General features: G+C 56.2%; 26 protein-coding genes. 12 read left to right on the forward strand and 14 right to left on the reverse strand.

Annotation, left to right across the window (positions count from 1 at the left end; genetic code table 11):
• Positions 1-3: 3 nt before the first annotated feature.
• The 4 genes from MKR05_RS09685 to fimB all read right to left on the reverse strand — a co-directional run bounded on the left by MKR05_RS09685 (position 4) and on the right by fimB (position 3,306).
• Positions 4-540, reverse strand: coding sequence for a fimbrial protein (locus tag MKR05_RS09685; RefSeq protein ID WP_012967260.1), 537 nt, complete (start codon positions 538-540; stop codon positions 4-6).
• A gap of 71 nt (positions 541-611) precedes the next feature.
• Positions 612-1,160, reverse strand: a complete 549-nt coding sequence (gene fimA / locus MKR05_RS09690) for a type 1 fimbrial major subunit FimA (protein ID WP_004205364.1) — start codon at positions 1,158-1,160, stop codon at positions 612-614.
• Between the two features lie 479 nt (positions 1,161-1,639).
• A complete protein-coding gene (gene fimE, locus MKR05_RS09695; RefSeq protein WP_044524645.1) occupies positions 1,640-2,248 on the reverse strand; it encodes a type 1 fimbria switch DNA invertase FimE in 609 nt (202 codons plus the stop codon).
• Positions 2,249-2,700: 452 nt separating this feature from the next.
• Entirely contained in the window at positions 2,701-3,306 is a 606-nt protein-coding gene (fimB, locus tag MKR05_RS09700; RefSeq protein ID WP_023290937.1) for a type 1 fimbria switch DNA invertase FimB, read from the reverse strand.
• 168 nt (positions 3,307-3,474) lie between these two features.
• Here fimB and MKR05_RS09705 point away from each other — a divergent pair, with 168 nt between their 5' ends.
• Positions 3,475-3,735 (forward strand): hypothetical protein, encoded by a 261-nt coding sequence (locus MKR05_RS09705; protein ID WP_032428979.1) that lies wholly within the window; start codon positions 3,475-3,477, stop codon positions 3,733-3,735.
• 348 nt (positions 3,736-4,083) lie between these two features.
• Here the strand turns inward: MKR05_RS09705 and MKR05_RS09710 are convergent, their stop codons facing one another.
• Positions 4,084-4,329, reverse strand: coding sequence for a hypothetical protein (locus MKR05_RS09710; RefSeq protein WP_023290936.1), 246 nt, complete (start codon positions 4,327-4,329; stop codon positions 4,084-4,086).
• A gap of 399 nt (positions 4,330-4,728) precedes the next feature.
• On the opposite strand from MKR05_RS09710, the gene MKR05_RS09715 reads away from it, so the two are divergent.
• Positions 4,729-5,685, forward strand: a complete 957-nt coding sequence (locus MKR05_RS09715) for a nickel/cobalt transporter (protein ID WP_044524643.1) — start codon at positions 4,729-4,731, stop codon at positions 5,683-5,685.
• On the opposite strand, the gene MKR05_RS09720 is transcribed toward MKR05_RS09715, so the two are convergent.
• Positions 5,682-6,188, reverse strand: a complete 507-nt coding sequence (locus tag MKR05_RS09720; RefSeq protein WP_238875616.1) for a MarR family winged helix-turn-helix transcriptional regulator — start codon at positions 6,186-6,188, stop codon at positions 5,682-5,684. The two genes, MKR05_RS09715 and MKR05_RS09720, sit on opposite strands and share 4 nt — an antisense overlap.
• An 81-nt stretch (positions 6,189-6,269) precedes the next feature.
• On the opposite strand from MKR05_RS09720, the gene MKR05_RS09725 reads away from it, so the two are divergent.
• The gene (locus MKR05_RS09725; RefSeq protein ID WP_117136280.1) at positions 6,270-7,166 is read left to right on the forward strand and encodes an EamA family transporter; all 897 of its coding nucleotides are present in this window, start codon (positions 6,270-6,272) and stop codon (positions 7,164-7,166) included.
• 95 nt (positions 7,167-7,261) lie between these two features.
• On the opposite strand, the gene MKR05_RS09730 is transcribed toward MKR05_RS09725, so the two are convergent.
• On the reverse strand, positions 7,262-7,471 hold the full coding sequence (locus MKR05_RS09730) for a DUF1471 domain-containing protein (RefSeq protein WP_002916131.1): 210 nt from the start codon (positions 7,469-7,471) through the stop codon (positions 7,262-7,264).
• A 705-nt stretch (positions 7,472-8,176) separates the two neighbouring features.
• Here MKR05_RS09730 and mrkA point away from each other — a divergent pair.
• The 5 genes from mrkA to mrkF all read left to right on the forward strand — a co-directional run bounded on the left by mrkA (position 8,177) and on the right by mrkF (position 13,715).
• On the forward strand, positions 8,177-8,785 hold the full coding sequence (mrkA, locus tag MKR05_RS09735; RefSeq protein ID WP_000756959.1) for a type 3 fimbria major subunit MrkA: 609 nt from the start codon (positions 8,177-8,179) through the stop codon (positions 8,783-8,785).
• Positions 8,786-8,880: 95 nt separating this feature from the next.
• Complete coding sequence (gene mrkB / locus MKR05_RS09740) at positions 8,881-9,582, forward strand: type 3 fimbria chaperone MrkB (protein ID WP_050533776.1); 702 nt, start codon at positions 8,881-8,883, stop codon at positions 9,580-9,582.
• Between the two features lie 11 nt (positions 9,583-9,593).
• Complete coding sequence (gene mrkC / locus MKR05_RS09745) at positions 9,594-12,080, forward strand: type 3 fimbria usher protein MrkC (protein WP_044524639.1); 2,487 nt, start codon at positions 9,594-9,596, stop codon at positions 12,078-12,080.
• Positions 12,071-13,066, forward strand: coding sequence for a type 3 fimbria adhesin subunit MrkD (gene mrkD / locus MKR05_RS09750; protein WP_023290930.1), 996 nt, complete (start codon positions 12,071-12,073; stop codon positions 13,064-13,066). The genes mrkC and mrkD overlap by 10 nt, the downstream gene beginning before the upstream one ends.
• A gap of 13 nt (positions 13,067-13,079) precedes the next feature.
• Positions 13,080-13,715: a type 3 fimbria minor subunit MrkF gene (gene mrkF / locus MKR05_RS09755; RefSeq protein WP_065812385.1), complete on the forward strand. Its 636-nt coding sequence runs from the start codon at positions 13,080-13,082 to the stop codon at positions 13,713-13,715.
• Between the two features lie 33 nt (positions 13,716-13,748).
• Here the strand turns inward: mrkF and mkrJ are convergent, their stop codons facing one another.
• The 6 genes from mkrJ to MKR05_RS09785 all read right to left on the reverse strand — a co-directional run bounded on the left by mkrJ (position 13,749) and on the right by MKR05_RS09785 (position 19,098).
• On the reverse strand, positions 13,749-14,465 hold the full coding sequence (gene mkrJ, locus MKR05_RS09760; RefSeq protein ID WP_023290928.1) for a phosphodiesterase MrkJ: 717 nt from the start codon (positions 14,463-14,465) through the stop codon (positions 13,749-13,751).
• A gap of 143 nt (positions 14,466-14,608) precedes the next feature.
• On the reverse strand, positions 14,609-15,181 hold the full coding sequence (locus MKR05_RS09765) for a LuxR C-terminal-related transcriptional regulator (protein ID WP_023290927.1): 573 nt from the start codon (positions 15,179-15,181) through the stop codon (positions 14,609-14,611).
• A gap of 17 nt (positions 15,182-15,198) precedes the next feature.
• The gene (mrkH, locus tag MKR05_RS09770) at positions 15,199-15,903 is read right to left on the reverse strand and encodes a transcriptional activator MrkH (protein ID WP_032453996.1); all 705 of its coding nucleotides are present in this window, start codon (positions 15,901-15,903) and stop codon (positions 15,199-15,201) included.
• 381 nt (positions 15,904-16,284) lie between these two features.
• The gene (locus tag MKR05_RS09775) at positions 16,285-17,163 is read right to left on the reverse strand and encodes an aldo/keto reductase family oxidoreductase (protein ID WP_049013344.1); all 879 of its coding nucleotides are present in this window, start codon (positions 17,161-17,163) and stop codon (positions 16,285-16,287) included.
• Positions 17,164-17,283: 120 nt separating this feature from the next.
• Complete coding sequence (locus tag MKR05_RS09780) at positions 17,284-18,513, reverse strand: amino acid permease (protein ID WP_004205392.1); 1,230 nt, start codon at positions 18,511-18,513, stop codon at positions 17,284-17,286.
• 123 nt (positions 18,514-18,636) lie between these two features.
• Positions 18,637-19,098: a multidrug/biocide efflux PACE transporter gene (locus MKR05_RS09785; protein ID WP_017899256.1), complete on the reverse strand. Its 462-nt coding sequence runs from the start codon at positions 19,096-19,098 to the stop codon at positions 18,637-18,639.
• 102 nt (positions 19,099-19,200) lie between these two features.
• On the opposite strand from MKR05_RS09785, the gene MKR05_RS09790 reads away from it, so the two are divergent.
• The 3 genes from MKR05_RS09790 to ompK26 all read left to right on the forward strand — a co-directional run bounded on the left by MKR05_RS09790 (position 19,201) and on the right by ompK26 (position 22,312).
• The gene (locus MKR05_RS09790; RefSeq protein WP_032453992.1) at positions 19,201-20,070 is read left to right on the forward strand and encodes a LysR family transcriptional regulator; all 870 of its coding nucleotides are present in this window, start codon (positions 19,201-19,203) and stop codon (positions 20,068-20,070) included.
• 118 nt (positions 20,071-20,188) lie between these two features.
• Positions 20,189-21,367 carry an acetyl-CoA C-acetyltransferase gene (locus tag MKR05_RS09795; RefSeq protein WP_023290922.1) on the forward strand — a complete coding sequence of 393 codons (1,179 nt, stop codon included), beginning with the start codon at positions 20,189-20,191 and terminating at the stop codon, positions 21,365-21,367.
• A 249-nt stretch (positions 21,368-21,616) separates the two neighbouring features.
• A complete protein-coding gene (gene ompK26, locus MKR05_RS09800; protein WP_004205398.1) occupies positions 21,617-22,312 on the forward strand; it encodes a KdgM family porin OmpK26 in 696 nt (231 codons plus the stop codon).
• A gap of 132 nt (positions 22,313-22,444) precedes the next feature.
• On the opposite strand, the gene MKR05_RS09805 is transcribed toward ompK26, so the two are convergent.
• On the reverse strand, positions 22,445-23,620 hold the full coding sequence (locus MKR05_RS09805; protein WP_032453989.1) for an oligogalacturonate lyase family protein: 1,176 nt from the start codon (positions 23,618-23,620) through the stop codon (positions 22,445-22,447).
• A gap of 483 nt (positions 23,621-24,103) precedes the next feature.
• Between MKR05_RS09805 and kduD the strand changes: the two genes are divergently transcribed.
• Entirely contained in the window at positions 24,104-24,865 is a 762-nt protein-coding gene (kduD, locus tag MKR05_RS09810) for a 2-dehydro-3-deoxy-D-gluconate 5-dehydrogenase KduD (RefSeq protein WP_023290920.1), read from the forward strand.
• Positions 24,866-25,058: the final 193 nt, after the last annotated feature.

Raw genomic sequence — 25,058 nt, forward strand, 5'->3', positions numbered from 1 at the left:
TGATTACTGGTAGGTTAATGAGAACCAGGCCTGGGCGTTGGCCGCCCCGCCGGTGACCTGGCGTCCGGTCGCCCGATATTTGGCGACGAAATTTAGCGTCGTCGGTCCGCGGTAGAGCGGCACCCAGCGATCCGGCGGACGATTGAGGGGCAATTGCTGGCCCTGACTGTCGAACAGCGCAATGCCGATCCCGCTGGCGATCCCCGGGCCTTCGCCCACCGACAGCACATCGGGGTTTTTGCCGTCAGCCACGCCGTGAAATGCCACCCCGACATGCTGGCTGACCGCCGTACTGCAATCCTGTAAATGAATCGCGAAAGGGATCGGGTTGCTGTCTTCGCCCACGTCGTGAAATCGGTTACTGCTGATCTGTCCCAGATTGACCGTCATCTGCCGATCGCCGGCTTCAACGCGGCAGGAACTGGCCATGATCAGGCCCTGAAAGCGCATGCTCCCTCCCGGCAGCGTGACGTTCCACTGATTACCGGCCAGCGCCAGCGGAGGCAGCAGCAGTAGCAGACCCGATTTCATTCCCTGCATCGTTTCACCCCGGTTGCAAAATTAAGCGCGGGCCCTCCTGGCCCGGATGGCTTCCTTGCCTGATGGTTGCCTTACTCGTACTGCACTTTGAAGGTGGCGTCCGCGTTCGCGATACCGGCGGTCGCGGCGCCAGTGGCGTAGTAACGCGCCTGGAACGGAATGATGTTGGTGCCGTCATTCAGGGTGGTGGCTGCGCTGAAGGTGGCGCCGTCCAGCGCCAGCGGCGTGCCGGTGTTGTCGAGGATCTGTACGCCGACGTTGGTCGCGCTGCCGGCGGCAGAGTTTTGCAGCGCCAGAACGGTGGTATTGCTGCTGTCGATAGCCGTACCGGCGAAGGCGACGGACGCTTTGGTTGCTACCGTGGTGTCGCAATCATCCAGCTGAATGTTGAAACCGACGGACGAACTGGTGCTCCCCGCCGTGGCCAGCTTCGCGGAACGCACCTGGCCCAACTGAACGGTTTGATCGATAGAGCCGGCATCCACCGCACAGGCCGCGTTAACGACTTCCCCTTTAAAATGGACGGTCCCGCCGTTAACCGTGGTGGTATCGGCCAGGGCCGCCGCGGAGCTCAGAGACAGGGCTGACACAACAATCATTGCCAGTGTTTTGATTTTCATACTGTTTTCCTTTGAACGATGTCGAAATAACGAACCGGATTGGCAGCCGTTGTGCCTTCCAGGCATTTCAGATTTCAGCCGAGTGGTCCGGCTGCCGGCTCTGCACAGTTTTAGCCCAACCGATGAGACAATTGGGGCCATTTTGACTCGTTGAGATAAACGATCTGATTTCCGTTTAATTACGCCTGTTTTATGGTGTTAAGTTCTGAGAAATGTTGTTTATATGGATATTTAATCTGTGGTTGTTGGCGGAGTGCGAAAGGAAGAGCGATGCCGCTGGCGAAGGCGCGTCGATGCCCCGGGAGGTCAGGGTGAGAAAAGTGCGTAATTGATGTTTTAAAAATGATTTAAAATCAGATGATTATGAATTTTTTTGCAGAAATATGGCGTGGTGAGTTGCAAAATATGTCAAAACATTTTTATGATATAAACAGTTTGGCCCCAATTGACCTGTTCACGGTTTATTTTTTTAATTAAATTCAATCGGTTGTATCAATTCCCGCTTCTGCATTGCTTTCTCCAATAAGATTATTTCTTTCCCATATTCCGGCAAAACGCGCCGCATTGCTGGCGGTGTAGCGTACCGTGTGTCGAATATTACGATGACCGAGATAATCCTGGATCAAACGGGTATCTGTCCCTCTTTCCGCCAGTTCGTAGCCGCAGGCGTGACGCAGCATATGGGGGTGGGTCTGCGTTACGGTACCTGCCTTTTCCCCGGCGGCGCGAATAATACGATATGCCTGCTGGCGTGAGAGCGGGGTACCGCGACGGGAGATAAACAGCGCGTCGGTTTTGGCCGCCGCTTTCCAGCCGGCGCGGACCTGACTCCAGCGCTCAATGGCCTCACGTTCATCAAAGCGCAGCGGGTGAATAGTCGAAAAACCGTTCTTCAACCGCCGCACATTGACCCGGCCTTCCCGTAGATCCAGATCGTGATAGTGCAGATCCAGCAGTTCGCTGATGCGCATCCCGTGGCGAAAGGCGAGCAGGATGAGGCAGTAGTCCCGCTCGCCGGTGGCGCCCTGACGCGCGGCCTGCATCATAGCCTGAACTTCTTTGGCGGTAAGAAAACGACGTCGGTTCACAATAGTTGCTCCTGAAAAAGATGTGAGGGGTCGTCATGGCGAAACCATACGCCATGACGGAAAAGATCCGTAATGCGAGAACGGTACAAGGTGAAGGCGATTAACCACGCATAGATAGCATATTATATTTACAGCCAGTCAAAATATCGCCTGGCGATAATTCTTAATTTTAGAGATTTTAAGCAAGGCCACAATAGATCTTCTCGGGTTTTATAGCATGTGCATAAAATAAAAGGTTTTTTTCAAACGATAGATTTTAAAAATAGCGGGATGGATTTTAGCCAACAATAAATAGTCACGGCAAAACCGGAATTTATGCAGGGTTAATTGAACGAGGTGACCGCAGGATTAAATAAGAACTTGCGGGAACAGTAATCATAATTAACCGAGGGTTAATTTATTGATATTTAATTTCCCCGCAACGCGGTACAACGCCATCCGTGGCGTCAGGCTTACTGAAGCAGCGACAGGCGCTGTTTGTCGCGCGTATTGTCCCAGATACCATAGAAGCGTCCCGCGTTGCTGGCGGTATACCAGACGGTATGGCGAATATTGCGGTGTCCGAGATAGTCCTGGATCAGGCGGGTATCGATACCCATATTGGCCAACGCAAAGCCACACGAGTGACGCAGCATGTGCGGGTGGATCTCCAGCGGCAATCCCGCCTGGTCGCCAGAAGAGGCGATAATCTGATAGAACTGCTGGCGGGAAAGGGGATTGCCTTTGCGGGAGAGAAACAGCCACTCGCTGGCGGCCTGCGGCCAGGTGTTGCGAATGGCCAGCCAGCGCTTTAGGGCGTGGATCTCTTTATTCAGCAAAGGGTGGGTGGTCGAGAACCCCTTTTTTAGCCGATGGATATAAACGCAGCGGGAAGCAAGGTCGATATCGGATATTCGCAGGCGACAGATCTCGCTGGCGCGCAGACCATGGATGAAGCACAGCAGCGTCAGGCAATAATTACGTGCGGCGTAGGGACCGCTATCGGCGGCTTTTAGTAGCGACTCGATTTCATTCTGAGTCAGGAAGTTCCTTTTTTTAATATCGGCGTTATTCGTCATGGTGTTCCCTTTTATGGCAGGCAAATATTACGCTTTCCAGGCCTGCGTCAGGTCATTGTTAAATGCGACTGCCTTTTTATTTTTAAACAGCGTGCTGATAACGTTTTTATTTGCTACGGGTGCACGCAGTATCATGGGCTATCGCCATCCCCTGCGATAAGACGCCGCATGCTGAAGGGTAAAGAAAGGGTTAGCTGGTTGAACTGGCGAATCTTTCCTGGAGGTTTCCACGTCCTGTACATCCCTGATCCTCTTGATGATGCCCACGTGATGATGAAGGCACTGGCTTCCGGCCACGGCAAGGCGGCCATCAATGCCGTCATGATTTATTTCCCGGCTGTCGGGGCGGCACGGCGTCAGCCAGCCGGCCGCCCGTATCTCAGCGACGGGAATGGCATGAGTAATTTCTCAGACAGAATACAACCTTGAACCGTCTGGATAGCATTCACTGCAAAACTACAACAGTGATTAAACCATACTGCAAAAAGCCTGGGGATAATAGCCATTGTCTCTGTAAGGGCACTTTACGTCTTATTTAAAGGGTTGAGCTTAATCTTAATAGTGCAGGGGTAGCAGCGGGCGGTAATCGGCGGTAGCGGTGATATCAGGCTGTGGGTATTAGTAGCCATGGACTGCGGACCGGTTACGGGTAATATTCTGCAGCAAACTAAGAATAAAGAGCAGGCAGGGCTGGACGCGACGGTCCGGCGTCACAGGCGGAGTGAAAGGCTCCGGTGGCAGAAGACCTCGATCTGACATTCGCCGGAGCAGGCTGACTTACCATTTTTCGTCGCGGGCTTCCTGACGACCTTCGCGGCGGTTTTCCCGCTTATCGTGACGGCAGCTGGCGTTGCTTTGATTGTTGTTGCTGACGCACTCTTGCTTGGTTTCACGGCCCTGCTCGCGGCTATCCTGGCGGATATCGCGGGCGTCCTGGCGCTGGTCGCTGCGCCAGGTCGCCTGCGCCGAAAGCGAGGGCGTCAGCAGCGCGACGCACGCCAGGGCGAGTAAGCATCTTTTCATCGGAGTGGTCCTGTTAATGCATGTATTAAATAAATAGCAGTTAATGAATTTTCGTGCCTGATGCGCAGGATGATAAAGTACATAAAGTGCCAGGATAGCGATAACTGATTTATTTTTATCTGTTTTTAGACGTGTAACGACTGCTCTTATATGTTATTCAGGGTGCCAGCATTAAAAACAAACGTCTGTGGTATGCTGAAGAGAGTAAAGTGCTTTGTGCAAAGATAGGGCAGAGGGTAGGTACAGGCGCCCGCTGATGCTGATAATGCGGAGCCTTGTGACCTCGAGCATTGACGAGAAAAACGCCGACAAATCATCCATCCTTGAAAACAGGCACTATTGTTCGCCGGGCATGAGATTGTCGTCCGGTGGTTCATCTCTTTTCACCATGGCATAACGATGATGATTCCGATTGCGCAGCGCGACTGGCGCCTGCTGGTCGCCGGGAGCGGCGGCCTTCTTCTGCTGGCCGCCGGCGTCACCTTGCACAGCCACTGGAGCGACTTTCTCCAGTGGTGCCTCGCCACGCAAATTACCCTGCATCGCTATCTGGTGATGTACCTTTTGCTGCTGAACAACCATCAGTACAGCGGCGGCGTCTGGCTGCTGGTGGGCGCATTTCTTTACGGCGTGCTGCACGCTATCGGACCGGGCCACGGTAAGTTTATCGTCACCACTTACCTGAGCACCAACCAGGAGAGCCTGACTGCGGCGCGGGTGGTGCCTTTTCTCGGCAGCCTGCTGCAGGGCGTGAGCGCCATCCTGTTTGTCTATATTCTCGCGGTGGGGCTGAATCTGGCCGCCGGCGATCTCAGCGCCAGCCGCTGGTACGTCGAGAAGATCAGCGCCCTGACCATCGCCGCCTTTGGGGTTTACGTTATCTGTCGCGCGCTGCAAAGCCTGCGGCCGGGTAAAACAAGGATACGCGCCCTGAGGCCGGCGCATCAGCATGATGCCGCGTGCGGCTGCGGGCACCACGGCGTGGGGCAGGACCTGCAGGGCGCCGACTGGAAGACACGTCTGGGCGTGGTGCTGGCTATCGGCGCCCGGCCCTGCAGCGGAGCGATTATGATCCTGCTGTTCGCCAACGCGCTGGGGATCGTCAGCTGGGGCATCGCCGCGGTGATGACCATGGCGCTGGGCACCGCGCTCTCGATCCTCGGTCTGTCGCTGGCGGTGCACTATGCCCGTCACCGTACCGTCAACCGGCTGACGGCGACCAGCCGTCCGCGGCCCTGGCTGGTGCCGCTGGTGAAGATCCTCGGCGGGCTGGCGCTGATCCTCTTTGCCGCCGGGTTGTTTTTCACCGTGGTGCCGATCAGCGCTAACGGCGACTTTATCGCCGCGGGCTGTTAACGGCTTTCCAGCAGGCGCATCAATATCCGCAGCGCCTGATCCAGCTGCTGGCGCTCGCCATCGCTGAGCCCCGCCAGCAGCTGCCGTTCATTATCGACATGGGTCTCCACCGCCTCATCGATGCGCTCACGTCCGGCGGGCGTCAGGGCGACCAGCATACTGCGGGCGTCTTCCGGATTGGGCAGGCGGGTAATAAACCCGCGTTTTTCCAGCGCCTTCAGGCGATGGGTCATGGTGCCGGAAGTGATCATCAGCGTGGAGAAGAGCTGGGTCGGCGAAAGAATGAACGGCGCCCCGGCGCGGCGCAGCGTCGCCAGCATGTCAAACTCCCAGCGCACCAGTTCGTGGCGCGTAAAAGCCACTTCCACCTGCGGCTCCAGCAGCATGGCGCACCGTTTCAGACGGCCAATCGGCCCCATTGGGCTGCAGTCGAGGTCCGGTCGCTCCCGTTGCCACTGGGCGAGAATCCGATCAACGGCGTCGATCGGCGGTGATTTGTTCATGAGTGCTCACTTGTCTTGATATCAAGATAATTGCGGGTACATACTTGAGGCACCAATTTAACTTGAAGTGAAGATAAAATCATGGCTTTTCTCTCGCGTAGTCTGATGCTCGACCTGCTGCTCACGGCGCTGGCGCCCGCTATCTGGGGGACGACCTACATCGTCACCTCCCAGTTTCTTCCCCCTGACCGGCCGTTTATTGCCGCACTGCTGAGGGTGTTGCCGGCAGGTATCGCCCTGCTGATCTGGAGCCGCCGCTTTCCGCAGCGCGGCGAATGGCTAAAGCTTATCGTTACCGGCATCTTAAATATCGGCGCGTTTCAGGCGCTGTTGTTTATCGCCGCTTATCGCTTACCCGGCGGGCTGGCGGCAGTGATTGGCGCGATCCAGCCGCTGCTGGTGATGCTTCTCGCCTGGTGCGTAGACCGGCAGCGCTCGCCCTGGCTGGCGGTATTCTCAGCCCTTGCCGGCATACTCGGTATGGCCATGCTGCTGCTGTCGCCGCGCACCGTCCTCGACCCGCTGGGCATCGGCGCGGCGTTTCTCGGGGCGATCAGTATGGCGCTGGGCACCTGGCTCTCCCGCCGCTGGGCGCTCTCCCTGCCGATCGTCGCGTTAACCGGCTGGCAGCTGGCGATCGGCGGGGTGGTGCTGGCGCCAGTGGCGCTGATCGTTGACCCCCCTTTGCATCAGGTGACTGCGCTGCAGGCGGCCGGCTATCTGTGGCTGTGCGTGGCGGGCGCCATGCTGGCCTATGGTCTGTGGTTCCGGGGAATTGGCCGCCTCTCGCCGGTGGCGGTGTCGGCAATGAGCCTGCTGAGCCCGGTGACCGCCGTGGTGCTGGGGTGGATTTTCCTTGGACAAGCGATCCAGGGGATGGCGCTGGTCGGGCTGATCGTGGTGCTGGCGAGCGTATTGTCTATTCAGCGCGCGCTGGCGCGCCAGGCGGCGGGGGCAAAAACGAAAAAAGCCCCATAACGGGGCTCGACATTGCTGTGTGCGGGGTAGGCGGCGGGAGCCAGACCAGCCGCTCGCAGGCGGCCTGTCCGGCAGCTCCCTCTGCAACCATTCGCTTATTTAGAGAGCTCGGCGGTCATATGGACCTGGTTGCCGGTGTACGCTTCGGTGATGTGGTAGGAAGCGCCTTGTTCTTTCGCAATGGTCGCGATTTTCGCTTCTGCGCTGTCCAGGGTATCTGCTGTTACGCTCACCGGATGAGCGAAGCTAGCGAAAGAGACCAGGGAGAGCATACCGGCAGCGGCGAGTAATTTTACGTTTTTCATGGTGTTTGTCCTTTTAACTTTTATGGTGGAAAGCGTGTTTGCTTTCGATGGACTTATAATAAGTCTGCTAACTATAACGCGCGTGGCAAAAAGTGCGATTTAGATCACATTTTTATGGCGGTTTGATAATGGGGAAATGAACCTTTCTCTATTTTTTGATTTAAAAACAACGCATTATAGATTTATTTCTGCAGGAGATATCACGCGGACTGCCTGTGCTCAGAGTGTGGAATACGCCTCATTTACGCGGTTACCATTCATTGTGTGAATTGGTTGGGCGGTTTTTAACCGCCGTCATGGCGGATTCGGACGATTCGCAATAGCCCTCTGGCGGCCATTTCGGCATGCTGAGGTGGCCCTTTCTCTCGCGCCCTGGCGTCAGGCTTTCCGTGCTGTAAACAACCACCACCCCGTTTTCACCTATCAATAATTATTTATTAATAGCCATTAGGTATATGTTATATAACTTAATGAAACGTGAACAAATGTATATTTGTCGGCGAATAAATAGCATTCTTTGACGCCGATAGCACCAGCGAACTTATATTTTTTGGTTCGTTACCTGACGCCTTAAATATTGCGGCTCCCGGTCAGTCGAAGATTCTATTAGCAGTGGCATAAATCAGCATCGCCTGATGTTTCTGGTTCTATGCGAATTCACAGTGTGCTCATTGATTCGTAATTCACTCTGACAAGGAAATGGCAATGAAAAAGGTTCTTCTCTCTGCAGCAATGGCAACCGCGTTTTTTGGCATGACTGCTGCCCATGCAGCTGATACCAATGTCGGCGGCGGCCAGGTTAATTTCTTCGGTAAAGTTACCGATGTATCCTGTACTGTTTCTGTTAACGGCCAGGGCAGCGATGCGAACGTTTACCTGTCTCCGGTAACCCTGACTGAAGTTAAAGCGGCAGCAGCGGATACTTACCTGAAACCGAAATCTTTCACCATTGACGTCTCTAACTGCCAGGCGGCTGACGGCACCAAACAGGATGACGTAAGCAAACTGGGCGTAAACTGGACCGGCGGTAACCTGCTGGCTGGCGCAACCAGCAAACAACAGGGCTACCTGGCGAACACCGAAGCTTCCGGTGCTCAGAACATCCAGCTGGTGCTGTCTACTGACAACGCTACCGCGCTGACCAACAAAATCATCCCGGGTGACAGCACTCAGCCGAAAGCGAAAGGCGATGCTTCCGCTGTAGCCGATGGCGCGCGTTTCACCTACTACGTAGGCTACGCCACCAGCGCGCCGACCACTGTGACCACCGGTGTGGTAAACAGCTACGCGACTTACGAAATTACTTACCAGTAATTCCGTCAGAAAATAAAACTGCCCCGCGATGGGGCAGTTAATAACAATAATAAAGCGGCAATGTCCGCCGCTTGTATTTTTATTCTGAGGTCAGCATGAAGCGTATTGCCCTTTTTTTCTGTTTCATTTTTAGTTTTGCGGCCCATGCCAACAATATTATTGTTAACGGTACCCGCTTTATTTATCCAGGAAATGAAAAAGAAATAACGGTACAGCTTTCAAATAACGCCGACCGTCCGGCTCTGGCGCAGGCCTGGCTGGATAACGGCGATGCCGATGCCACACCGGATACCATTACCACCCCGTTTATTATCACCCCGCCGATTTCGCGCGTTGACGCCAAGAGCGGCCAGACGCTGCGTATTAAGCTCGGCAGCAGCGCCGGTCTGGCGAAAGATAAAGAGACGCTGTGGTGGCTGAATCTGCTGGAAATTCCGCCGGTGGTGGCTGATCAGAAAAATGAAGGCCAGAACGTGCTGCAGCTGGCGATCCGTTCCCGCTTTAAATTTATTTATCGTCCTGCCGGGCTGGGCAACCGCGACGCGGCGGCCGAGAAGCTGACCCTCACCGCCAGCGGCAGCAGTCTCGCCATCAATAACCCGACGCCGTTCTACATTACCGTCAGCCGTATTTCCCGCGACGGCGGTAAAGCCCTGAACAGCAAAACCGTGATGCTGGCGCCGCAGTCCAGCCAGACGGTGGCGCTCTCCTCCGCCGTCAACCGCGGCGAAACCCTGACCGTTAACAACATTAATGACTATGGCGCCGATGTCGCAGTGAAAGTGGCCGTTAAATAAGGGAAAAGCTAATGAAGCAGAGGTCATTCTGCCCGGGAAGATTAAGCACCGCGATCGCCATCGCGCTGTGCTGCTTTCCGCCATTTTCCAGCGGACAGGAAAACCCGGGAACGGTATATCAATTTAACGACGGCTTTATTGTCGGCAGTCGCGAAAAGGTCGACCTGTCACGCTTCTCGACCAGCGCGATTACCGAAGGCACTTACTCCCTTGACGTCTACACCAACGACGAATGGAAAGGGCGCTACGATCTGCGCATCGCGCGCGACAAAGACGGTAACCTTGGGGTCTGCTACACCAAAGCGATGCTGACCCAGTACGGCATCGCGGCGGAAAAGCTCAACCCGCAGCTGAGCGAACAGGAAGGCTATTGCGGTAGCCTCAAATCCTGGCGCAACGAAGACAACGTCAAAGACAACCTGGTCCAGTCCTCCCTGCGGTTGAACATTTCAGTGCCGCAGATCTATGAAGATCAACGCCTGAAAAACTATGTCAGCCCGGAGTTCTGGGACAAAGGCATTACCGCGCTTAATCTTGGCTGGATGGCCAACGCCTGGAACAGCCACACCTCTTCGGTCGGCGGGTCGGATAACAGCAGCGCCTACCTTGGCGTCAACGCCGGTCTGTCGTGGGACGGCTGGCTGCTGAAGCATATCGGTAACCTGAACTGGCAGCAGCAGCAGGGCAAAGCGCACTGGAACAGCAACCAGACCTATCTCCAGCGGCCGATCCCGCAGATCAACTCCATCGTCAGCGGTGGGCAGATTTTTACCAATGGCGAATTTTTCGACACCATCGGTCTGCGTGGGGTCAACCTCGCCACTGATGACAATATGTTCCCGGACGGCATGCGCTCCTATGCCCCGGAAATTCGCGGCGTGGCGCAGAGCAACGCCCTCGTCACCGTGCGTCAGGGCAGCAACATTATCTATCAGACCACGGTTCCGCCGGGGCCGTTTACCCTGCAGGATGTCTATCCATCCGGCTATGGCAGCGATCTTGAAGTCTCGGTAAAAGAGGCGGATGGCTCGGTGGAAGTGTTCAGCGTGCCTTACGCCTCCGTTGCTCAGCTGCTGCGTCCGGGCATGACCCGCTACGCGCTCTCCGCCGGTAAAGTGGACGACAGCGGGCTACGCAACAAGCCGATGCTCTATCAGGCGACCTGGCAGCACGGGATCAATAACCTGCTGACCGGCTACACCGGGGTCACCGGCTTTGACGACTATCAGGCCTTCCTGGTGGGCACCGGGATGAACACCGGGATCGGCGCGCTCTCTTTTGACGTCACCCATTCGCGGCTGAAGAGCGATACCCATGATGACTCGGGGCAGAGCTATCGCGCCACCTTTAACCGCATGTTCACCGATACCCAGACCAGCATCGTGCTGGCGGCGTATCGCTACTCGACGAAAGGTTATTACAACCTCAACGATGCGCTGTACGCCGTCGATCAGGAAAAAAACAGCCGCAGCAACTATACGCTGTGGCGGCAAAAAAATGGCATGACCTTCACGGTGAACCAGAACCTGCCGGAAGGCTGGGGCGGGTTTTATCTCAGCGGTCGTATTTCCGATTACTGGAACCGCTCCGGGACCGAGAAGCAGTATCAGGTCAGCTACAACAATTCGTTTGGTCGTCTCTCCTGGTCGGCGAGCGCCCAGCGCGTCTATACCCCGGACAGCTCCGGCCATCGCCGCGACGATCGCATTTCACTCAACTTCAGCTACCCGCTGTGGTTTGGCGATAACCGCACCGCCAACCTGACGTCGAACACCTCGTTCAACAACTCGCGCTTTGCCAGCTCGCAGATTGGTATCAACGGCTCGCTGGACAGTGAAAACAACCTTAACTACGGCGTGTCGACCACCACCGCCACCGGCGGTCAGCACGATGTGGCGCTCAACGGCAGCTACCGTACGCCATGGACCACCCTCAACGGCAGCTATAGCCAGGGCGAAGGGTATCGTCAGAGCGGCATTGGCGCCAGCGGGACGATGATCGCCCACAGCGGCGGCGTGGTGCTCTCGCCGGAAAGCGGCTCGACGATGGCGCTGATTGAAGCCAAAGACGCGGCCGGCGCCATGCTCCCGGGATCGCCGGGCACCCGCGTGGACAGCAACGGTTACGCCATCCTGCCGTATCTGCGCCCGTACCGGATCAACGCCGTCGAGATCGACCCGAAAGGCAGCCATGACGACGTGGCCTTCGATCGCACCGTGGCGCAGGTTGTGCCGTGGGAAGGCAGCGTGGTTAAGGTGGCGTTCGGCACCACGGTGCAGAACAACCTCACCCTGCAGGCGCGCCAGGCGAACCATGAGCCGCTGCCGTTCGCGGCGAGTATTTTCTCCCCCGACGGCAAGGAGATCGGCGTCGTCGGTCAGGGCAGCATGATGTTCATCAGCGATGCGAACGCCAAACGCGCGATTGTGAAGTGGAGCGGCGGTCAGTGTTCGGTGGATCTGGGACAGCAAACAACAAAGGATAGCGTATGTCGCTGAGGAAATTACTGACGCTTTTTATCGTCTTAATGGCGCTGGGCACCACCTCGTCCTGGGCCGTCTGTACGCGTCTCTCTTCGCCAACGGTGATGCTGGACATGGTGGTGGGCAGGGTGGTGGTGCCCCCGGATCTGCCGGTGGGCTCGGTGATCCTCACCCGTGACTGGACGATGAGCGCCCCGGGCGGGGCGAGCTATCGCTGTACCTCCGGCACCAACCGCTTCGCGGCGAAGATCGTCTCGCCAGGGGCCACCGATCTTGGGAATAAAATTTATTCCACCAACGTGCCGGGGATTGGTATGCGTTTCAGCCGCGGCGGCGCGACGGTGAATATCGTCTATCCCGACGTCTATTCGTCCCGGGTGTATAACACCACCAACTATTCCCTTGAAGGGTCACGTTTTACGCTGGAGATTATCAAAACCGCGGCAACCACCGGCAGCGGCACCCTCGCGGCGGGAAAATACACCTCCTATGACTGGGAGAGCGGCGGCAACCCGATCCTCGAAACCTATCTGAGCGCCAATGCGATCACCGTGGTCTCGCCCTCCTGTTCGGTACTGAGCGGGAAAAATATGAATGTTGATGTGGGCGCCATCAGACGCACTGACCTGAAAGGGGTGGGCACCACCGCGGGCGGGAAGGATTTTAATATCGATCTGCAGTGCAGCGGCGGCCTGAGTGAAACGGGATACGCCAACATCAGCACCTCTTTTTCCGGCACCCTGGCGACCAGCACCACCGCCACCATGGGCGCCTTGCTGAATGAAAAGGCCGGCAGCGGGATGGCGAAAGGCGTCGGCATCCAGGTGCTGAAGGATGGATCCCCGCTGCAGTTTAATAAGAAATATACCGTTGGCCGCTTGAATAATCAGGAGACCCGCTACATCACCATCCCGCTGCACGCGCGCTTTTATCAGTATGGCCCGACGACCAGCACCGGCGAGGTGGAGTCGCATATGATCTTTAACCTGACGTACGATTAATACGGGAGGGGGAATGAAGGGATTGCCGAAACATACTATCGCGTGGCTGCTGCTCTGCGGCAGCCTCGCCGCCCCCTCGGCGTGGGGTTTCGAGACCAATTATGATCGCGGACGGGTCGATTTTGCCGGGCGGGTGACGGATATTTCCTGCAGCGTCGCGCTCAATGGCGGCCAGCATGCCGGCAGCGGCAACGTCTGGCTGGCGCCGGTCAGCCTGGCGGAAGTGCACGATCGCGGGGCCGGCGCGTTTATGAAGCCGCAGCCTTTTACCCTGGCGCTGTCAAACTGCCAGCTGCGTCATGACGGCGGCGACGCCTCGCAGGACGAGGTGCGGCGGGTCAGCGTTCGCTGGGTCGACGGTTTTTTACTGACGGCGGTCGGCAATGAGAACGCGGGCTATCTGGCCAATACCTTGCCAGACGGAGCGCAGAATATTTATCTGGCGCTGTCGACCAATGATAATAATACGCTGGATAAGAGTAATAAAATTGTCCCTGCGGACCCGCAGCAAAATCAGGTGCATTTGCAGGAAAGCGCGGTCAGCGGCGGCCTGTTCACCTATTATGTGGGCTACGTTTCGCCGACGCCGAAAAGCGCCACCAGCGGGCCAATTACCAGCTGGGCAACGTGGGAATTAGTTTATAATTAAGCGAGACGAAAAAGCCGGGCAAGCCCGGCTTTTTTATATGACAATATCGTCGGCAACCAGCTGTTCAATGCTGACTTCCTGCCAGTAATGCCCCTGAATAGCAAACCACTCCATACCCTGCAGCCATTTTTTATGGGCTTCGCTTTCCACGCCTTCAATAATCACGTTGTGATGATTGCGGGATAAAAAGGTGACCAGCGCATCCATCAGCTGACGGCCGGACTCTTTGCGCATCAGGTGCCAGAAAAAATCTTTATCAATTTTGACATAGTCAAAATGATAACCGCTGATGGCGTTTATCCCCGCGTAGCCAGAGCCGAAGTCGTCGAGCCACAGCGAGGTATCCTGCGGGCTTTGCCAGGCGGCGAGGGAATTATTCAGAAGTTTCTCGGCGTTTTCGGTCACTTCAAAATGGACGCAGGTCAGGGCGGCAATTTTCTCTTTTATTTCCTTCTGGCGTAGCAGATTCAGGATATGGTCATCGACGTTAATGGTGGCGGAAATATGGTTACGTAAAAACCATGCTTTATGCTGTTCAATCAACGCCAGTTGCTCGAGAAAAATACGTTCACGAACCGCCGCGGTGGCATGGCGGAAAAAATATTCTGGCGAAACGGGAAGATTATCGAAGCGGCTTAAGCATTCAACCGCGACTAAGGTACCTTGTGGGGAAAACATTTTCTGAAAGACGTAGCGTACAGCGATATCGTTACGAGATAAAATGTTGTCTTCGAATATTTTAGTGTTCATTATCCCTCTTCACGAGGTTAGTCAGACAATAAGCAGAGGATAGACTAATTATAGGCTACCTGATGGTTAATGGGAATGGCAGGAAATGTAAATCAACAGCGAATAAGTACGCTTTATCCGCTATTGATTTACCGCTGTATAATTTAACATTGATGAAGGGCGGCAATACGCTGGTTCATCGTGCGGGAATTATCAATGCCCAGCTTTTGCATGATATGGATACGATGGCTGTGGACCGTTTTATGGGCAATGCCGAGCAGGGCGGCAATACGCTTATTATTATTGTTGGCAATCAGCAGCTCGAGGATCTGGCACTCCCGCGGCGACAGCTGTTTGCGCAATCGTCGCGGCGGCGGTTCGCTGGCGCCCTTCGCGCGCTGGATAATGGAAGTAAACATAGATAGCGGTGAGTTTTCGCTAATAATCATGGCATTATCGACGGTTATCAACTCTCGGCATAGCCCGGCAATGTCGCTTTTTACCATCAGCACCGGCTGCTGGCAGCGCTGCAGGGAAAGGCGGAGCGCATTCAGCAGATCAAGGATTCTGATGGCAGAAATATCCTTATTAATTAAATTGAAAATAACCGTTTGGGCCACAGGCAGATGTTTTCTCTGGATAACATCGTCATAACCAAAACGGGTGGCATTTTCATGACTATCAATAAGGTAGTGATAGATTGAGTGACCAATGAGATTATCATTGGTGTACAGCAATATACTTTCCAAGGGTATCAGATTCTCTTTTTGCGCTTGGCTTCTAAGATCAGGTCCAGCAGAATCTTCTCTATTCTGCGCTGGTCGTCGAGATGACGGAACTTAAACTGGCAGGATATCTGATAGTAGCTTTCGCTCTCTTCATTGGGATTGTCGAGGGTGATAATAATGACATTTTTTACCACCAGGTCGATGGTGATCTCGCCATATTCCGCCAGCATCAGTACGGCATTTTTCAGCAATGCGTTATGACTGAGAAATTTCAGGTTTGGCGTTTTGGTCATCAGCGCGCAACCGCCGTCCGAAATGTCTTTGATGTCGAAAAGATAGTTTTCGCCATTTTTATGGCGCCCGCGGCAATAAAATTCATGCTCGTGGCGTAAACGAAAGCGGGGATCGCGGCGACGCTGCACGACCTGCAGGCATTCAGGCAAGGAAAAGGCGTAGCGGATACCTTTATCGACACCGCTATTGTCATGTTTTGTCAGGGCTGCATTAAACTCTATTTTCCCTGAATCGCTATGCAGTAGAAAACGAATTTTATGACCCGGTGGGATTTTGCGATGGGTCTGAATATGGAACTCGGCAAAGTCCACGCGCGTCAGTTGGGTTATGATACTGGTGTTGTTAAAAAATATTTCAATTTCAGTACGTTTGCGCAACTCCTCTCTGAAAATAGCAATAATTTCATACTTACTGGTCTTTATCGTTCCCTCTGTCATAGGCTTCCCTTGTAAATAGTTGTCGTGAGGCGTTTGATTTTTCTTATAGCAATAGCAACATTCTGATTGGGTTAATCAGATGTTTTTATGAGCGTTTGATGTTATTGACTATCTTTGCAGCCAGATTGATATGTATAAACTTGGAATTCGATATTGTGTTTCCTGTAATCAAGAGTTTCAAATTTTGGTCATGACAAAAACGACAACGGCCTCCAAGCTGGAGACCGGTCGAAGGAAAAAACTTAAGTTTAATTAACGGGGATAATGAGAAAACGATCGTCGATCATGCCCCATTTGTAGGATCTATAGTGCCAGCAGTGTTGAGGTTTTTCCAGGCAAATATTGAGGAGGGAAGTCGTTCCCTCCATTTGGCCTGAGGGGTCAGGGATGCGCGCGATTGGCGATATTATCCAGGATGCGTAGCGCATCCGCTGGCAGAACCAGCCCGGCGGCGGCAATATTTTCCGCCAGGTGCGTGCGGGATGAGGTGCCGGGGATCAGCAGAATATTGGGCGCGCGCTGGAGTAGCCAGGCGAGGGCGACCTGCATCGGCGTCGCCTCAAGCGAGGCCGCGACCTCGTTCAGCTCCTGCGCCTGCAGCGGGGTAAAACCGCCCAGCGGGAAGAAGGGGACCCAGGCGATGTGCTGGGCGGCCAGCGCATCCACCAGCGCGTCGTCGGCGCGATGGGCAATGTTATAGAGGTTTTGCACGCAGACGATAGGCGTCATTTTCTGCGCATCCGCCACCTGCTTTGCCGTCACGTTGCTAAGGCCAATATGGCGGATCAACCCTCGCGCCTTCAGCTCCAGCAGGGTGGCGAGCGGCGCCTCCAGCGACCCCTCCACCGGGCCGTGGGGGCTCAGCATACTGCGCAGGTTCACCACCTCCAGCACGTCGAGCCCCAGGTGACGCAAATTGTCCTCGACGGCCTGGGTCAGTTCAGCGGACGACATGGCCGGCAGCCAGTTGCCTTTCTCGTCACGGCGGGCGCTGACCTTGGTGACAATGCACAGATCGTCGGGGTAGGGGTGAAGCGCTTTGCGGATCAGCTGATTGGTCACATGGGGGCCATAGAAATCCGAAGTATCGATATGGTTTACCCCAGCTTCGACGGCGGCCTGCAGCACGCGCACCGCTTCTTCAGGATCTTTCGGCGGGCCGAAGACGCCGGGGCCGGCCAGCTGCATGGCCCCGTAACCCAACCGATAGACCTGGCGATCGCCGAGCGTGCCGCGACCGGATAAGGTGACACTGGACATAGGAACTCTCCTCAAGGTGGCTAAGCCGTAAGTGTAATGCGCTCACAAGGAAGGGAAGGGCGAGAATGTTGTCAGAATGTGCGACAGCGGCTCAGGCAAGCCGCTGTCGCCGGAGGCGGTTTAGCCGAAGAACATCACGGAGACGCAGAGCAGGCCGACCACCAGAGTGATGGCGTTCCCCACCGAGCGATACGGCTTCAGCGCCGGGATAAGCCAGGTTGACAGCGTGGGCATGATAAACAGGATCATGGCGATAAGCGGTCCGCTGATGGCGTAGATCATCGAGATCGCATTCGGGTTGATAAAGCACACCGCAAAGGTGAAGGCGGAGACCAGCATGATCGACATCGCGCGGTTGAAGGCGCGGCTCTTGCGCACGCCCATCAGGCCCAGCGAGCTTTTGACGATTTCGCTGGCGCCTTCAATGACCCCGAAGTAGGTGCCGAGAAAGGATTTCGACATGGCGACCACGGCGACGATAATGCCGGTCACCGCCAGCCAGCCCGGTGCGCCCGGCACCATCGACAGGGCGGAGAGGATAGTCACCCCCTGATCGCGGGCGGTCTCAATATAGGTCGCCGGGATAGCCAGCAGGCAGCTGAAGACGAAAAACAGCACGCTGGCGCAGATGATGGTGTAGGCCACCTTCATGATTTTTTTGCATTTACCCATGGCCAGGTCGCCGTGTTTCTCCTGCTGGTCGATAGCAAAAGTCGAGATGATCGGCGTATGGCTAAAAGCGAAAACCATCACGGGTATGGAGATCCAGACCTGGTGGAGCGTCTGCGAGCTGAACTGCATCTGGCTGGTGAGATGTTCCGGATGCCAGTCGCGGATTAAATAGAGGGAGAGAAACAGAAAGCAGGCGATAAGCGGGAAGACCAGAAAGCCCATCACCTTGATGGTGATCTGCCGGCCCATGAGAAAGATCAGGTTAAGGACCAGCACCACGCCAAGACTCAGCAGCGCGCGTAGCGCAGGCGTCATCGGCGTGCGATGCGCCACCTGCTCGGCCAGCGAGTTGGTGATGGCCACGGCGTAAATCAGCACGACCACAAAGAAGGCGAGGAAATAGAGGCCGGTGATCAGGTTGCCAATTTTCTTACCATAGTAGTGATTGACTGCGCCGGTGATCCCGGTTCCCGGCGCGATATTGGCCGAGAGAATAAACTGGCTCAGCGCTTTGTGAGGCCAGTAGGTGAGCGGCCAGGCGACCAGCGCGGTGATGAAAAGGACGATGGCGCCAGCCGAACCCAGCTGGATCGGTAGAAATAGCGTCCCAGCGCCTACTGCAGTGCCATATAAGGCAAAACTCCATAGAGTTTCTTCTTTAGACCAAATTTTAGACATTATGCGACTTTATCAACCGTCAAACCAAAAAAAAGGAGTGCAATTTACCATATTTATGGTTCATCTGTTGCGATAGTTTTTGGTGATAAAGTCGCGGCGGATCGCGAAGGATCCGCCGCGGGGCTAGCCGCGTGCCGCCTGGCGCGGGCGGCGGTGTCGGATCACGCGCTCGCGCAGGGTGTCCCAGACCCAGTTAAACGCCATGGTGTAGGGCAGGAAGAAGAGCATGAAGCCGATCTCCAGCATAAACGCCTGCAGTAGCGATACCCCCAGCACGATAGCCACCATGGTGACGCCGATGATAACAAAGCCGGTCTCGAAGCCGATCGCGTGCAGCGCCCGCACTTTCAGCCGACGGGGGACGCGGGAGACCGGCCACAGGCGATCGAAAGCCGCGTTATAAATGATGTTCCATACCATCGCCAGGGTGGCGAGCAGAATGCTCAGCCCGCCCATCTCCACCACCGAACGCTGCATCAGCCAGGCGGCGGTGGGGGCGAGGATCAGCGTCGCCAGTCCTTCGAAGGTGATGGCGTGGATAACGCGTTCGGTGAGCGTCTTGCGCTGATGCGGGGTCTGTTGCATGGCGAGCTACCTCCAGTTTTAGCCTGAACAGGAAATTACCCGGCAGTTTATGGAAAAATATGATAAACAAAAGATAGAAACCATCGATAAAGTAGATACATCATGCGTTATTCACCGGAAGCGTTAACCGCCTTTGTCGAGGCCGTTGACAGCGGGTCGTTCTCCGCGGCCGCCCGTCGCCTGCGGAAAAGCCAGTCGACGATCAGTACCGCTATCGCCAACCTGGAGGCAGACCTCGGGGTGACCCTCTTCGATCGGGCAACGCGGCAGCCGACGCTGACGCCGCAGGGGGAGCAGGTGCTGAGCTATGTCAAAGCGATCCTCGCCGCCAGCGAGCGGCTGGATGAGCTGGCGGTGTCGCTGTCCGGCGAGACGGAGCCGCGACTGACCTTTGTGCTCTCGGACACCCTGCACCCGGACGTGCTGGAAGATCTGCTGGTGCAGTTTGACCGCCGCTTCCCTCATACCGAGTTTGAGTGTTTGATTGGCGAAGATGAGGACGTGATCGATCTCCTGCAAAAATCCCGCGCCCAGGTGGGATTGATTGAGGCGAGAGAGCGCTACCCGACCGATATCGGCAGCACCCGCCTGCCGCTGCAGACGGCGATGGGCATTTACGTGGCGCCTGACCATCCGCTGGCGGCGCAGGGCAAGGTTGTCTGGGATGAGCTGCGCAGCTGGCGCGAGCTGCGTTTGAGCACCTTTCTGGCCAGCGCCACGGAGCCTGCCGCCGGGCAGGTCTGGTCGGCGCCAAACTACCTGCTGCTGCTCAGCATGGCGGTGCAGGGCTTCGGCTGGTGCATTCTGCCCTGCGCCCTGGTGGCGGAGTTTGCGCCGCAGGGCGGGCTGGTGGCGCTCGATATCCCCGGCTGGCCGCGGGCGATTTCGGTGGATCTGCTGTGGAATAAGAAAGCGCCGCCCGGGGCGGCGGGCAGCTGGCTGCGTCAGCATCTGCAGCGGCGTGAACGTTAACGAATGGCTAATTCTTTGTGATTGGCCTCACTTTTTTTAAACAATTACAAAGTTTTTTGATAACAATTATCTAGTATATCGCTGTTTCTTTGCGCAAAAGCACGGGCAGGGGTAGAGGATGAAGGATGTCGTGATCGTCGGGGCGCTACGAACGCCGATTGGCTGCTTTCAGGGCGCGCTATCGCGCCATTCAGCCGTTGAGCTGGGTAGCGTGGTGGTGAAGGCGCTGGTGGAGAAGACGGGAATCGATCCGCAGAGCGTGGATGAGGTGATCCTCGGCCAGGTGCTGACCGCGGGAACCGGGCAAAACCCGGCCCGTCAGTCCGCTATTCGCGGCGGGTTGCCCAACACTGTATCGGCTATCACCATTAACGACGTCTGCGGTTCCGGCCTGAAAGCCCTGCACCTCGCCACCCAGGCCATCCAGTGCGGGGAGGCGGACGTGGTGATCGCCGGCGGCCAGGAGAACATGAGCCGCGCTCCGCATGTCCTCACCGACAGCCGCACCGGCGCCCAGCTGGGCAACAGCCAGCTGATTGACAGTCTGGTCCATGACGGCCTGTGGGACGCCTTCAACGATTACCATATGGGCGTCACGGCGGAAAACCTCGCCCGGGAATACGGCATCAGCCGCGAACTGCAGGACGCCTGGGCGCTCAGCTCGCAGCATAAGGCGCGCAAGGCGATTGATTCCGGACGCTTTCGCGATGAGATTGTCCCGGTCGTTACCGAGCATAACGGCGCGCCGCGCACCGTAGATACCGATGAACAACCGCGGGTGGATGCCAGCGCGGAAGGGTTGGCCAGCCTGCAGCCTGCCTTCGATCGTCTCGGATCGGTGACCGCCGGCAACGCATCCAGCATCAATGACGGCGCGGCGGCGGTGATGATGATGAGCGAGGCGAAAGCCGAGGAGCTAGGGCTGCCGATCCTCGCGCGGATCCGCGCTTTCGCCAGCGTCGGCGTCGATCCGGCGCTGATGGGCATCGCCCCGGTGCACGCCACCCGCCGCTGTCTGGAACGGGCCGGCTGGCGGCTGGACGACGTCGATCTGATCGAAGCCAATGAGGCCTTTGCCGCTCAGGCTATCTCCGTTGGCCGGGTACTGGAGTGGGATGAGCGACGGGTCAACGTCAACGGCGGCGCGATCGCCCTCGGCCACCCGATCGGCGCCTCCGGCTGCCGGATTCTGGTGTCGCTGGTGCATGAAATGATCAAGCGCGATGCGCGTAAAGGGCTGGCGACGCTGTGCATCGGCGGCGGTCAGGGCGTGGCGCTGGCGGTAGAGCGCGCGTAGCGCTGAATGTCGATTTCCATGGCCTCCTGCGGGAGGCCTTTTTTATGCGCCGCGCTTTGCCGACCCCCTCTTTTTTGCCGTATTTCCCTTCTCCCCATCGTCAATTTATTGAGCTCCGTCACGTCTTGTTGTGCCACCTTTTTTGAAACAAATAACTACGATCCTGGTCACTAAAACTGAGGTGCTTAAAAAATAAAATAACGTTTCATAAAAACGAAATGACATTTTATTTATTATAAGGGGTACCCTATGTTAAAACGATCTCTGGTTCTGGCCGCTCTCTGCGGTATGTCTTTTGCGGCAACCGCGGTCACGATAGATTTACGTCATGAATTTATTGATGGCGGCAAGAGCGATAAAAGCAATGCCGACCGCGTCTCGGTATCCCACCGCTTCGCCAACGGGCTAGGCTTTACCGTGGAGGCCAAATGGCGTTCAGGCGGCGACAACGGTTCGCAACCCTATTCGGACGTGGTGGGCAATGGCCATGAAGACACCATCAGCTGGCGCTGGAAAGCGACGTCGAACCTTTTCCTCACCCCCGGGTTTACCATAGAGAGCAACGACAGCCGCTCCATTTACAAGCCGCATCTGCACGTACAGTACAGTTTCGACAATGGCTTCTATGTCGCCGCTCGCTATCGCTATGAGTACACCCGCTATCCGAACGATGCCGGTAAAGATGATGACAAGGTGAATCGCGGCGACGCGTGGGCCGGGTTTGCCCTCGGCGACTGGCGCACCGAGCTGAACTATGTCTATGCCCGCAGTTCGGAAGGGGTGAACCGCAACGACAACAAACCCTACTCACAGGAATATAACGTGAAGGTAGCCTATAAGCTGGATAACAACTGGTCGCCGTATGGTGAAATCGGCAACGTCGGCGTGAATGACCGCAGCGATCGCCAGACCCGTTTCCGCGTCGGGGTGGCCTACTCGTTCTGATTTCCGCCAGACCCTCATCGCCTCTCTTCCCCGGCGCCGTCAGCCGGGGTTTTTTATGCGCCAAAGCGAGGGAACAAAAAAAGCCCTCCGCGAAGGAGGGCAAGGCCAGTTACAGAAAAACGTTCGCCGGGCTCAGGCGCTCAGCATCGGCGGATGGTCAGGTAATTTCGCGATATAGATGGCCGGCTTGCCGTCTTTATCGGAGCTGAACAGAATGGCGCTGTCATCCGGCGTAAACGAGGGGTGCGGGTGAGTCACCTGGCGGCTGTTGGCCACTGTCGCCCACGAGGTATCATGGCGCGCGACGCGGAAGTAGCGCTTCTCCGCTACGTTAAAGACGTAGAGATAAGGATCGTTATCAATGGAGTAGCCGCCGGTATCTTTGACATCGACCGGCGTGCCCGATCCATCGCCCACCAGCAGCGTGCCGTCGAAATTGCTCATCAGATGTGAGCAGGCGGGCATCGTCATCAGGGCCTCGTTGACGCCGCTTTCCGGATCAAAGCGATAGATCGTCCGTCCCTGCTGGCCTTTCAGATAGGAGACGTAGATCAGCGCTGAACCGTCCGGTACCCAGAATTCATGGGTGCAGCTTTCGCCCGGGGCATGCGCTTTGACTTTACGCACGTTGCTGCCATCTTCATTGACCAGCCACATGCGGGCGTCAACCAGATCGTGCGGCCCTTCATGGCAGAAGGCGACGGTATGGTCGTCGAAGGGACGATAGATCGGATGTCCCAGCCAGATTTTTTCCTCATGGATCACCTGGCTCTCTCCGCTGCGCAGGTCGACGCGCAGCAGGCGGCAGTGCGGTCCTTTGTGGAAAAAGTCATGAAAAATCTGCCAGTCGTTGAGCGGCGTCCAGTCGCTTTTCGCAATCTCAATGCCTACCAGTTTGCTGCAATCGCTGTTCGCCACCCAGGTGCCATAGCCGACCCACTCCTCGCTGACGCGGTAAACTTCACGCTCGGCGAGGGTGGTGAGGTTCACCTCCAGCAGGGTACGGTCATTTTTCACGTAATAGAGCGACTTATCGTCCGGGGAGAGGAAGCCGCCGAAGGTGTTATCCCCGGCGCCTTCCGTCAGCTGGACGGCTTCGGCGCTGGCGATATTCAGCAGATAGTAGTTCCAGTGGCCGTCAAACTCGCCGGCGAACAGTAAATGGCTGCCATCGTTAAAAAAGCACTTCTGATAGAAGTAGTTGCGATGACAGGTGACCTCCGGGGGGGTTAAGCGGGTGACTTCCGCCCCGGTATCCGGATCGCGGCTGACGTGATAGTTCAGTTTGACCCGCATGCCTTTAGCCATGTAGTGCTCCTTTCTTTCCTGCGATGCCGCTGGACCAGAGGCGTGTCGCTGAGTGATGTGTTTTAAAAGATGGGTGTTAATTTATCAAAACAACGTTTCATTATTTGTGATGTCTCACGCAGTTCAGCGCAATTCCCGCATCTTCCGCGGCCTGCTGGCCTCACTTCGACCGTCTCTCCAGACAACCGGTTGAATCATCATCCTTTTAAAACCGCTTCCTGTCCGGCGCGGGTTGCCGCATCCGTTCGCTTTTTCTTTTTTTGTAATCGACGTCATAAAAAATGAAACGACGTTTTAAATATCATTGAAAATGACAGGGCGCGGGGCTAAGATGGCACCCATTAGTAAAACGGAACTCTGTTTTATTTTTATGATGGGCTATGCCCGTGAGTTCGTCCTACGCTCAGTCGCGCCGCCGGCGCGAGCCGGGCCGAGAGAACCTTGCCTGCATACTGCAGGCTCTGAACGACTAAGGAACACATTATGATTCTTGATGCATTCTCCCTGCAGGGAAAAGTGGCCGTCGTGAGCGGATGCGATACCGGTTTAGGTCAGGGGATGGCCCTCGGGCTGGCGGAAGCGGGCTGCGATATTGTCGGTATCAATATTGTCGAGCCGGTGGAAACCATCGAGAGGGTGACGGCGCTGGGACGCCGCTTTCTCAGCCTGACCGCCGACCTGCGCCAGATCGACGGTATCCCCCAGCTGCTGGAGCGGGCGGTGGCGGAGTTTGGCCATATTGATATTCTGGTCAACAATGCCGGCCTCATCCGCCGCGAGGACGCGCTGGCGTTCAGCGAAAAGGACTGGGACGACGTCATGAACCTCAACATCAAGAGCGTATTTTTCATGTCCCAGGCGGCGGCGAAGCACTTTATCGCCCAGGGCAGCGGCGGGAAGATCATTAACATCGCCTCGATGCTGTCGTTCCAGGGCGGGATCCGTGTGCCGTCGTATACCGCGTCCAAAAGCGCGGTGATGGGCGTCACCCGCCTGCTGGCCAACGAGTGGGCTAAACACCATATCAATGTCAATGCCATCGCCCCGGGGTATATGGCGACCAATAACACCCAGCAGCTGCGCGCTGACGAGCAGCGCAGTAGCGAAATCCTCGACCGCATTCCCGCCGGGCGCTGGGGCCTGCCGTCCGACCTGATGGGGCCGGTAGTCTTCCTCGCTTCCCCAGCCTCCGATTACATCAATGGCTACACGGTGGCGGTGGACGGCGGCTGGCTGGCGCGCTAACCGTCGACGACGGCCGGCGCGACACTCATCGCCCCGGCCGTCTGAGCAATTATTGTCCATACCGTAAAATGAGGATCGTCCATATTCCAGAGTGCAGAATGAATGTTACCGCCCTGTATGAACAGGGTTATTAACTATGCGAAACGAATTTTTTGTTACTTTGAAAGTTTAATGTCCATCACAAAACCCATCT

Source organism: Klebsiella sp. K5-204 (assembly GCF_030128585.1).
GTDB lineage: Bacteria > Pseudomonadota > Gammaproteobacteria > Enterobacterales > Enterobacteriaceae > Klebsiella > Klebsiella quasipneumoniae.

Coding starts and splice junctions, on each gene's coding strand:
- MKR05_RS09685 (WP_012967260.1), bottom strand. CDS start 540: ATGCAGGGAATGAAATCGGGTCTGCTACTGCTGCTGCCTCCGCTGGCG.
- fimA (WP_004205364.1), bottom strand. CDS start 1,160: ATGAAAATCAAAACACTGGCAATGATTGTTGTGTCAGCCCTGTCTCTG.
- fimB (WP_023290937.1), bottom strand. CDS start 3,306: ATGACGAATAACGCCGATATTAAAAAAAGGAACTTCCTGACTCAGAAT.
- MKR05_RS09705 (WP_032428979.1), top strand. CDS start 3,475: ATGCTGAAGGGTAAAGAAAGGGTTAGCTGGTTGAACTGGCGAATCTTT.
- MKR05_RS09710 (WP_023290936.1), bottom strand. CDS start 4,329: ATGAAAAGATGCTTACTCGCCCTGGCGTGCGTCGCGCTGCTGACGCCC.
- MKR05_RS09715 (WP_044524643.1), top strand. CDS start 4,729: ATGATGATTCCGATTGCGCAGCGCGACTGGCGCCTGCTGGTCGCCGGG.
- MKR05_RS09720 (WP_238875616.1), bottom strand. CDS start 6,188: ATGAACAAATCACCGCCGATCGACGCCGTTGATCGGATTCTCGCCCAG.
- MKR05_RS09725 (WP_117136280.1), top strand. CDS start 6,270: ATGGCTTTTCTCTCGCGTAGTCTGATGCTCGACCTGCTGCTCACGGCG.
- MKR05_RS09730 (WP_002916131.1), bottom strand. CDS start 7,471: ATGAAAAACGTAAAATTACTCGCCGCTGCCGGTATGCTCTCCCTGGTC.
- mrkA (WP_000756959.1), top strand. CDS start 8,177: ATGAAAAAGGTTCTTCTCTCTGCAGCAATGGCAACCGCGTTTTTTGGC.
- mrkB (WP_050533776.1), top strand. CDS start 8,881: ATGAAGCGTATTGCCCTTTTTTTCTGTTTCATTTTTAGTTTTGCGGCC.
- mrkC (WP_044524639.1), top strand. CDS start 9,594: ATGAAGCAGAGGTCATTCTGCCCGGGAAGATTAAGCACCGCGATCGCC.
- mrkD (WP_023290930.1), top strand. CDS start 12,071: ATGTCGCTGAGGAAATTACTGACGCTTTTTATCGTCTTAATGGCGCTG.
- mrkF (WP_065812385.1), top strand. CDS start 13,080: ATGAAGGGATTGCCGAAACATACTATCGCGTGGCTGCTGCTCTGCGGC.
- mkrJ (WP_023290928.1), bottom strand. CDS start 14,465: ATGAACACTAAAATATTCGAAGACAACATTTTATCTCGTAACGATATC.
- mrkH (WP_032453996.1), bottom strand. CDS start 15,903: ATGACAGAGGGAACGATAAAGACCAGTAAGTATGAAATTATTGCTATT.
- MKR05_RS09775 (WP_049013344.1), bottom strand. CDS start 17,163: ATGTCCAGTGTCACCTTATCCGGTCGCGGCACGCTCGGCGATCGCCAG.
- MKR05_RS09780 (WP_004205392.1), bottom strand. CDS start 18,513: ATGTCTAAAATTTGGTCTAAAGAAGAAACTCTATGGAGTTTTGCCTTA.
- MKR05_RS09785 (WP_017899256.1), bottom strand. CDS start 19,098: ATGCAACAGACCCCGCATCAGCGCAAGACGCTCACCGAACGCGTTATC.
- MKR05_RS09790 (WP_032453992.1), top strand. CDS start 19,201: ATGCGTTATTCACCGGAAGCGTTAACCGCCTTTGTCGAGGCCGTTGAC.
- MKR05_RS09795 (WP_023290922.1), top strand. CDS start 20,189: ATGAAGGATGTCGTGATCGTCGGGGCGCTACGAACGCCGATTGGCTGC.
- ompK26 (WP_004205398.1), top strand. CDS start 21,617: ATGTTAAAACGATCTCTGGTTCTGGCCGCTCTCTGCGGTATGTCTTTT.
- MKR05_RS09805 (WP_032453989.1), bottom strand. CDS start 23,620: ATGGCTAAAGGCATGCGGGTCAAACTGAACTATCACGTCAGCCGCGAT.
- kduD (WP_023290920.1), top strand. CDS start 24,104: ATGATTCTTGATGCATTCTCCCTGCAGGGAAAAGTGGCCGTCGTGAGC.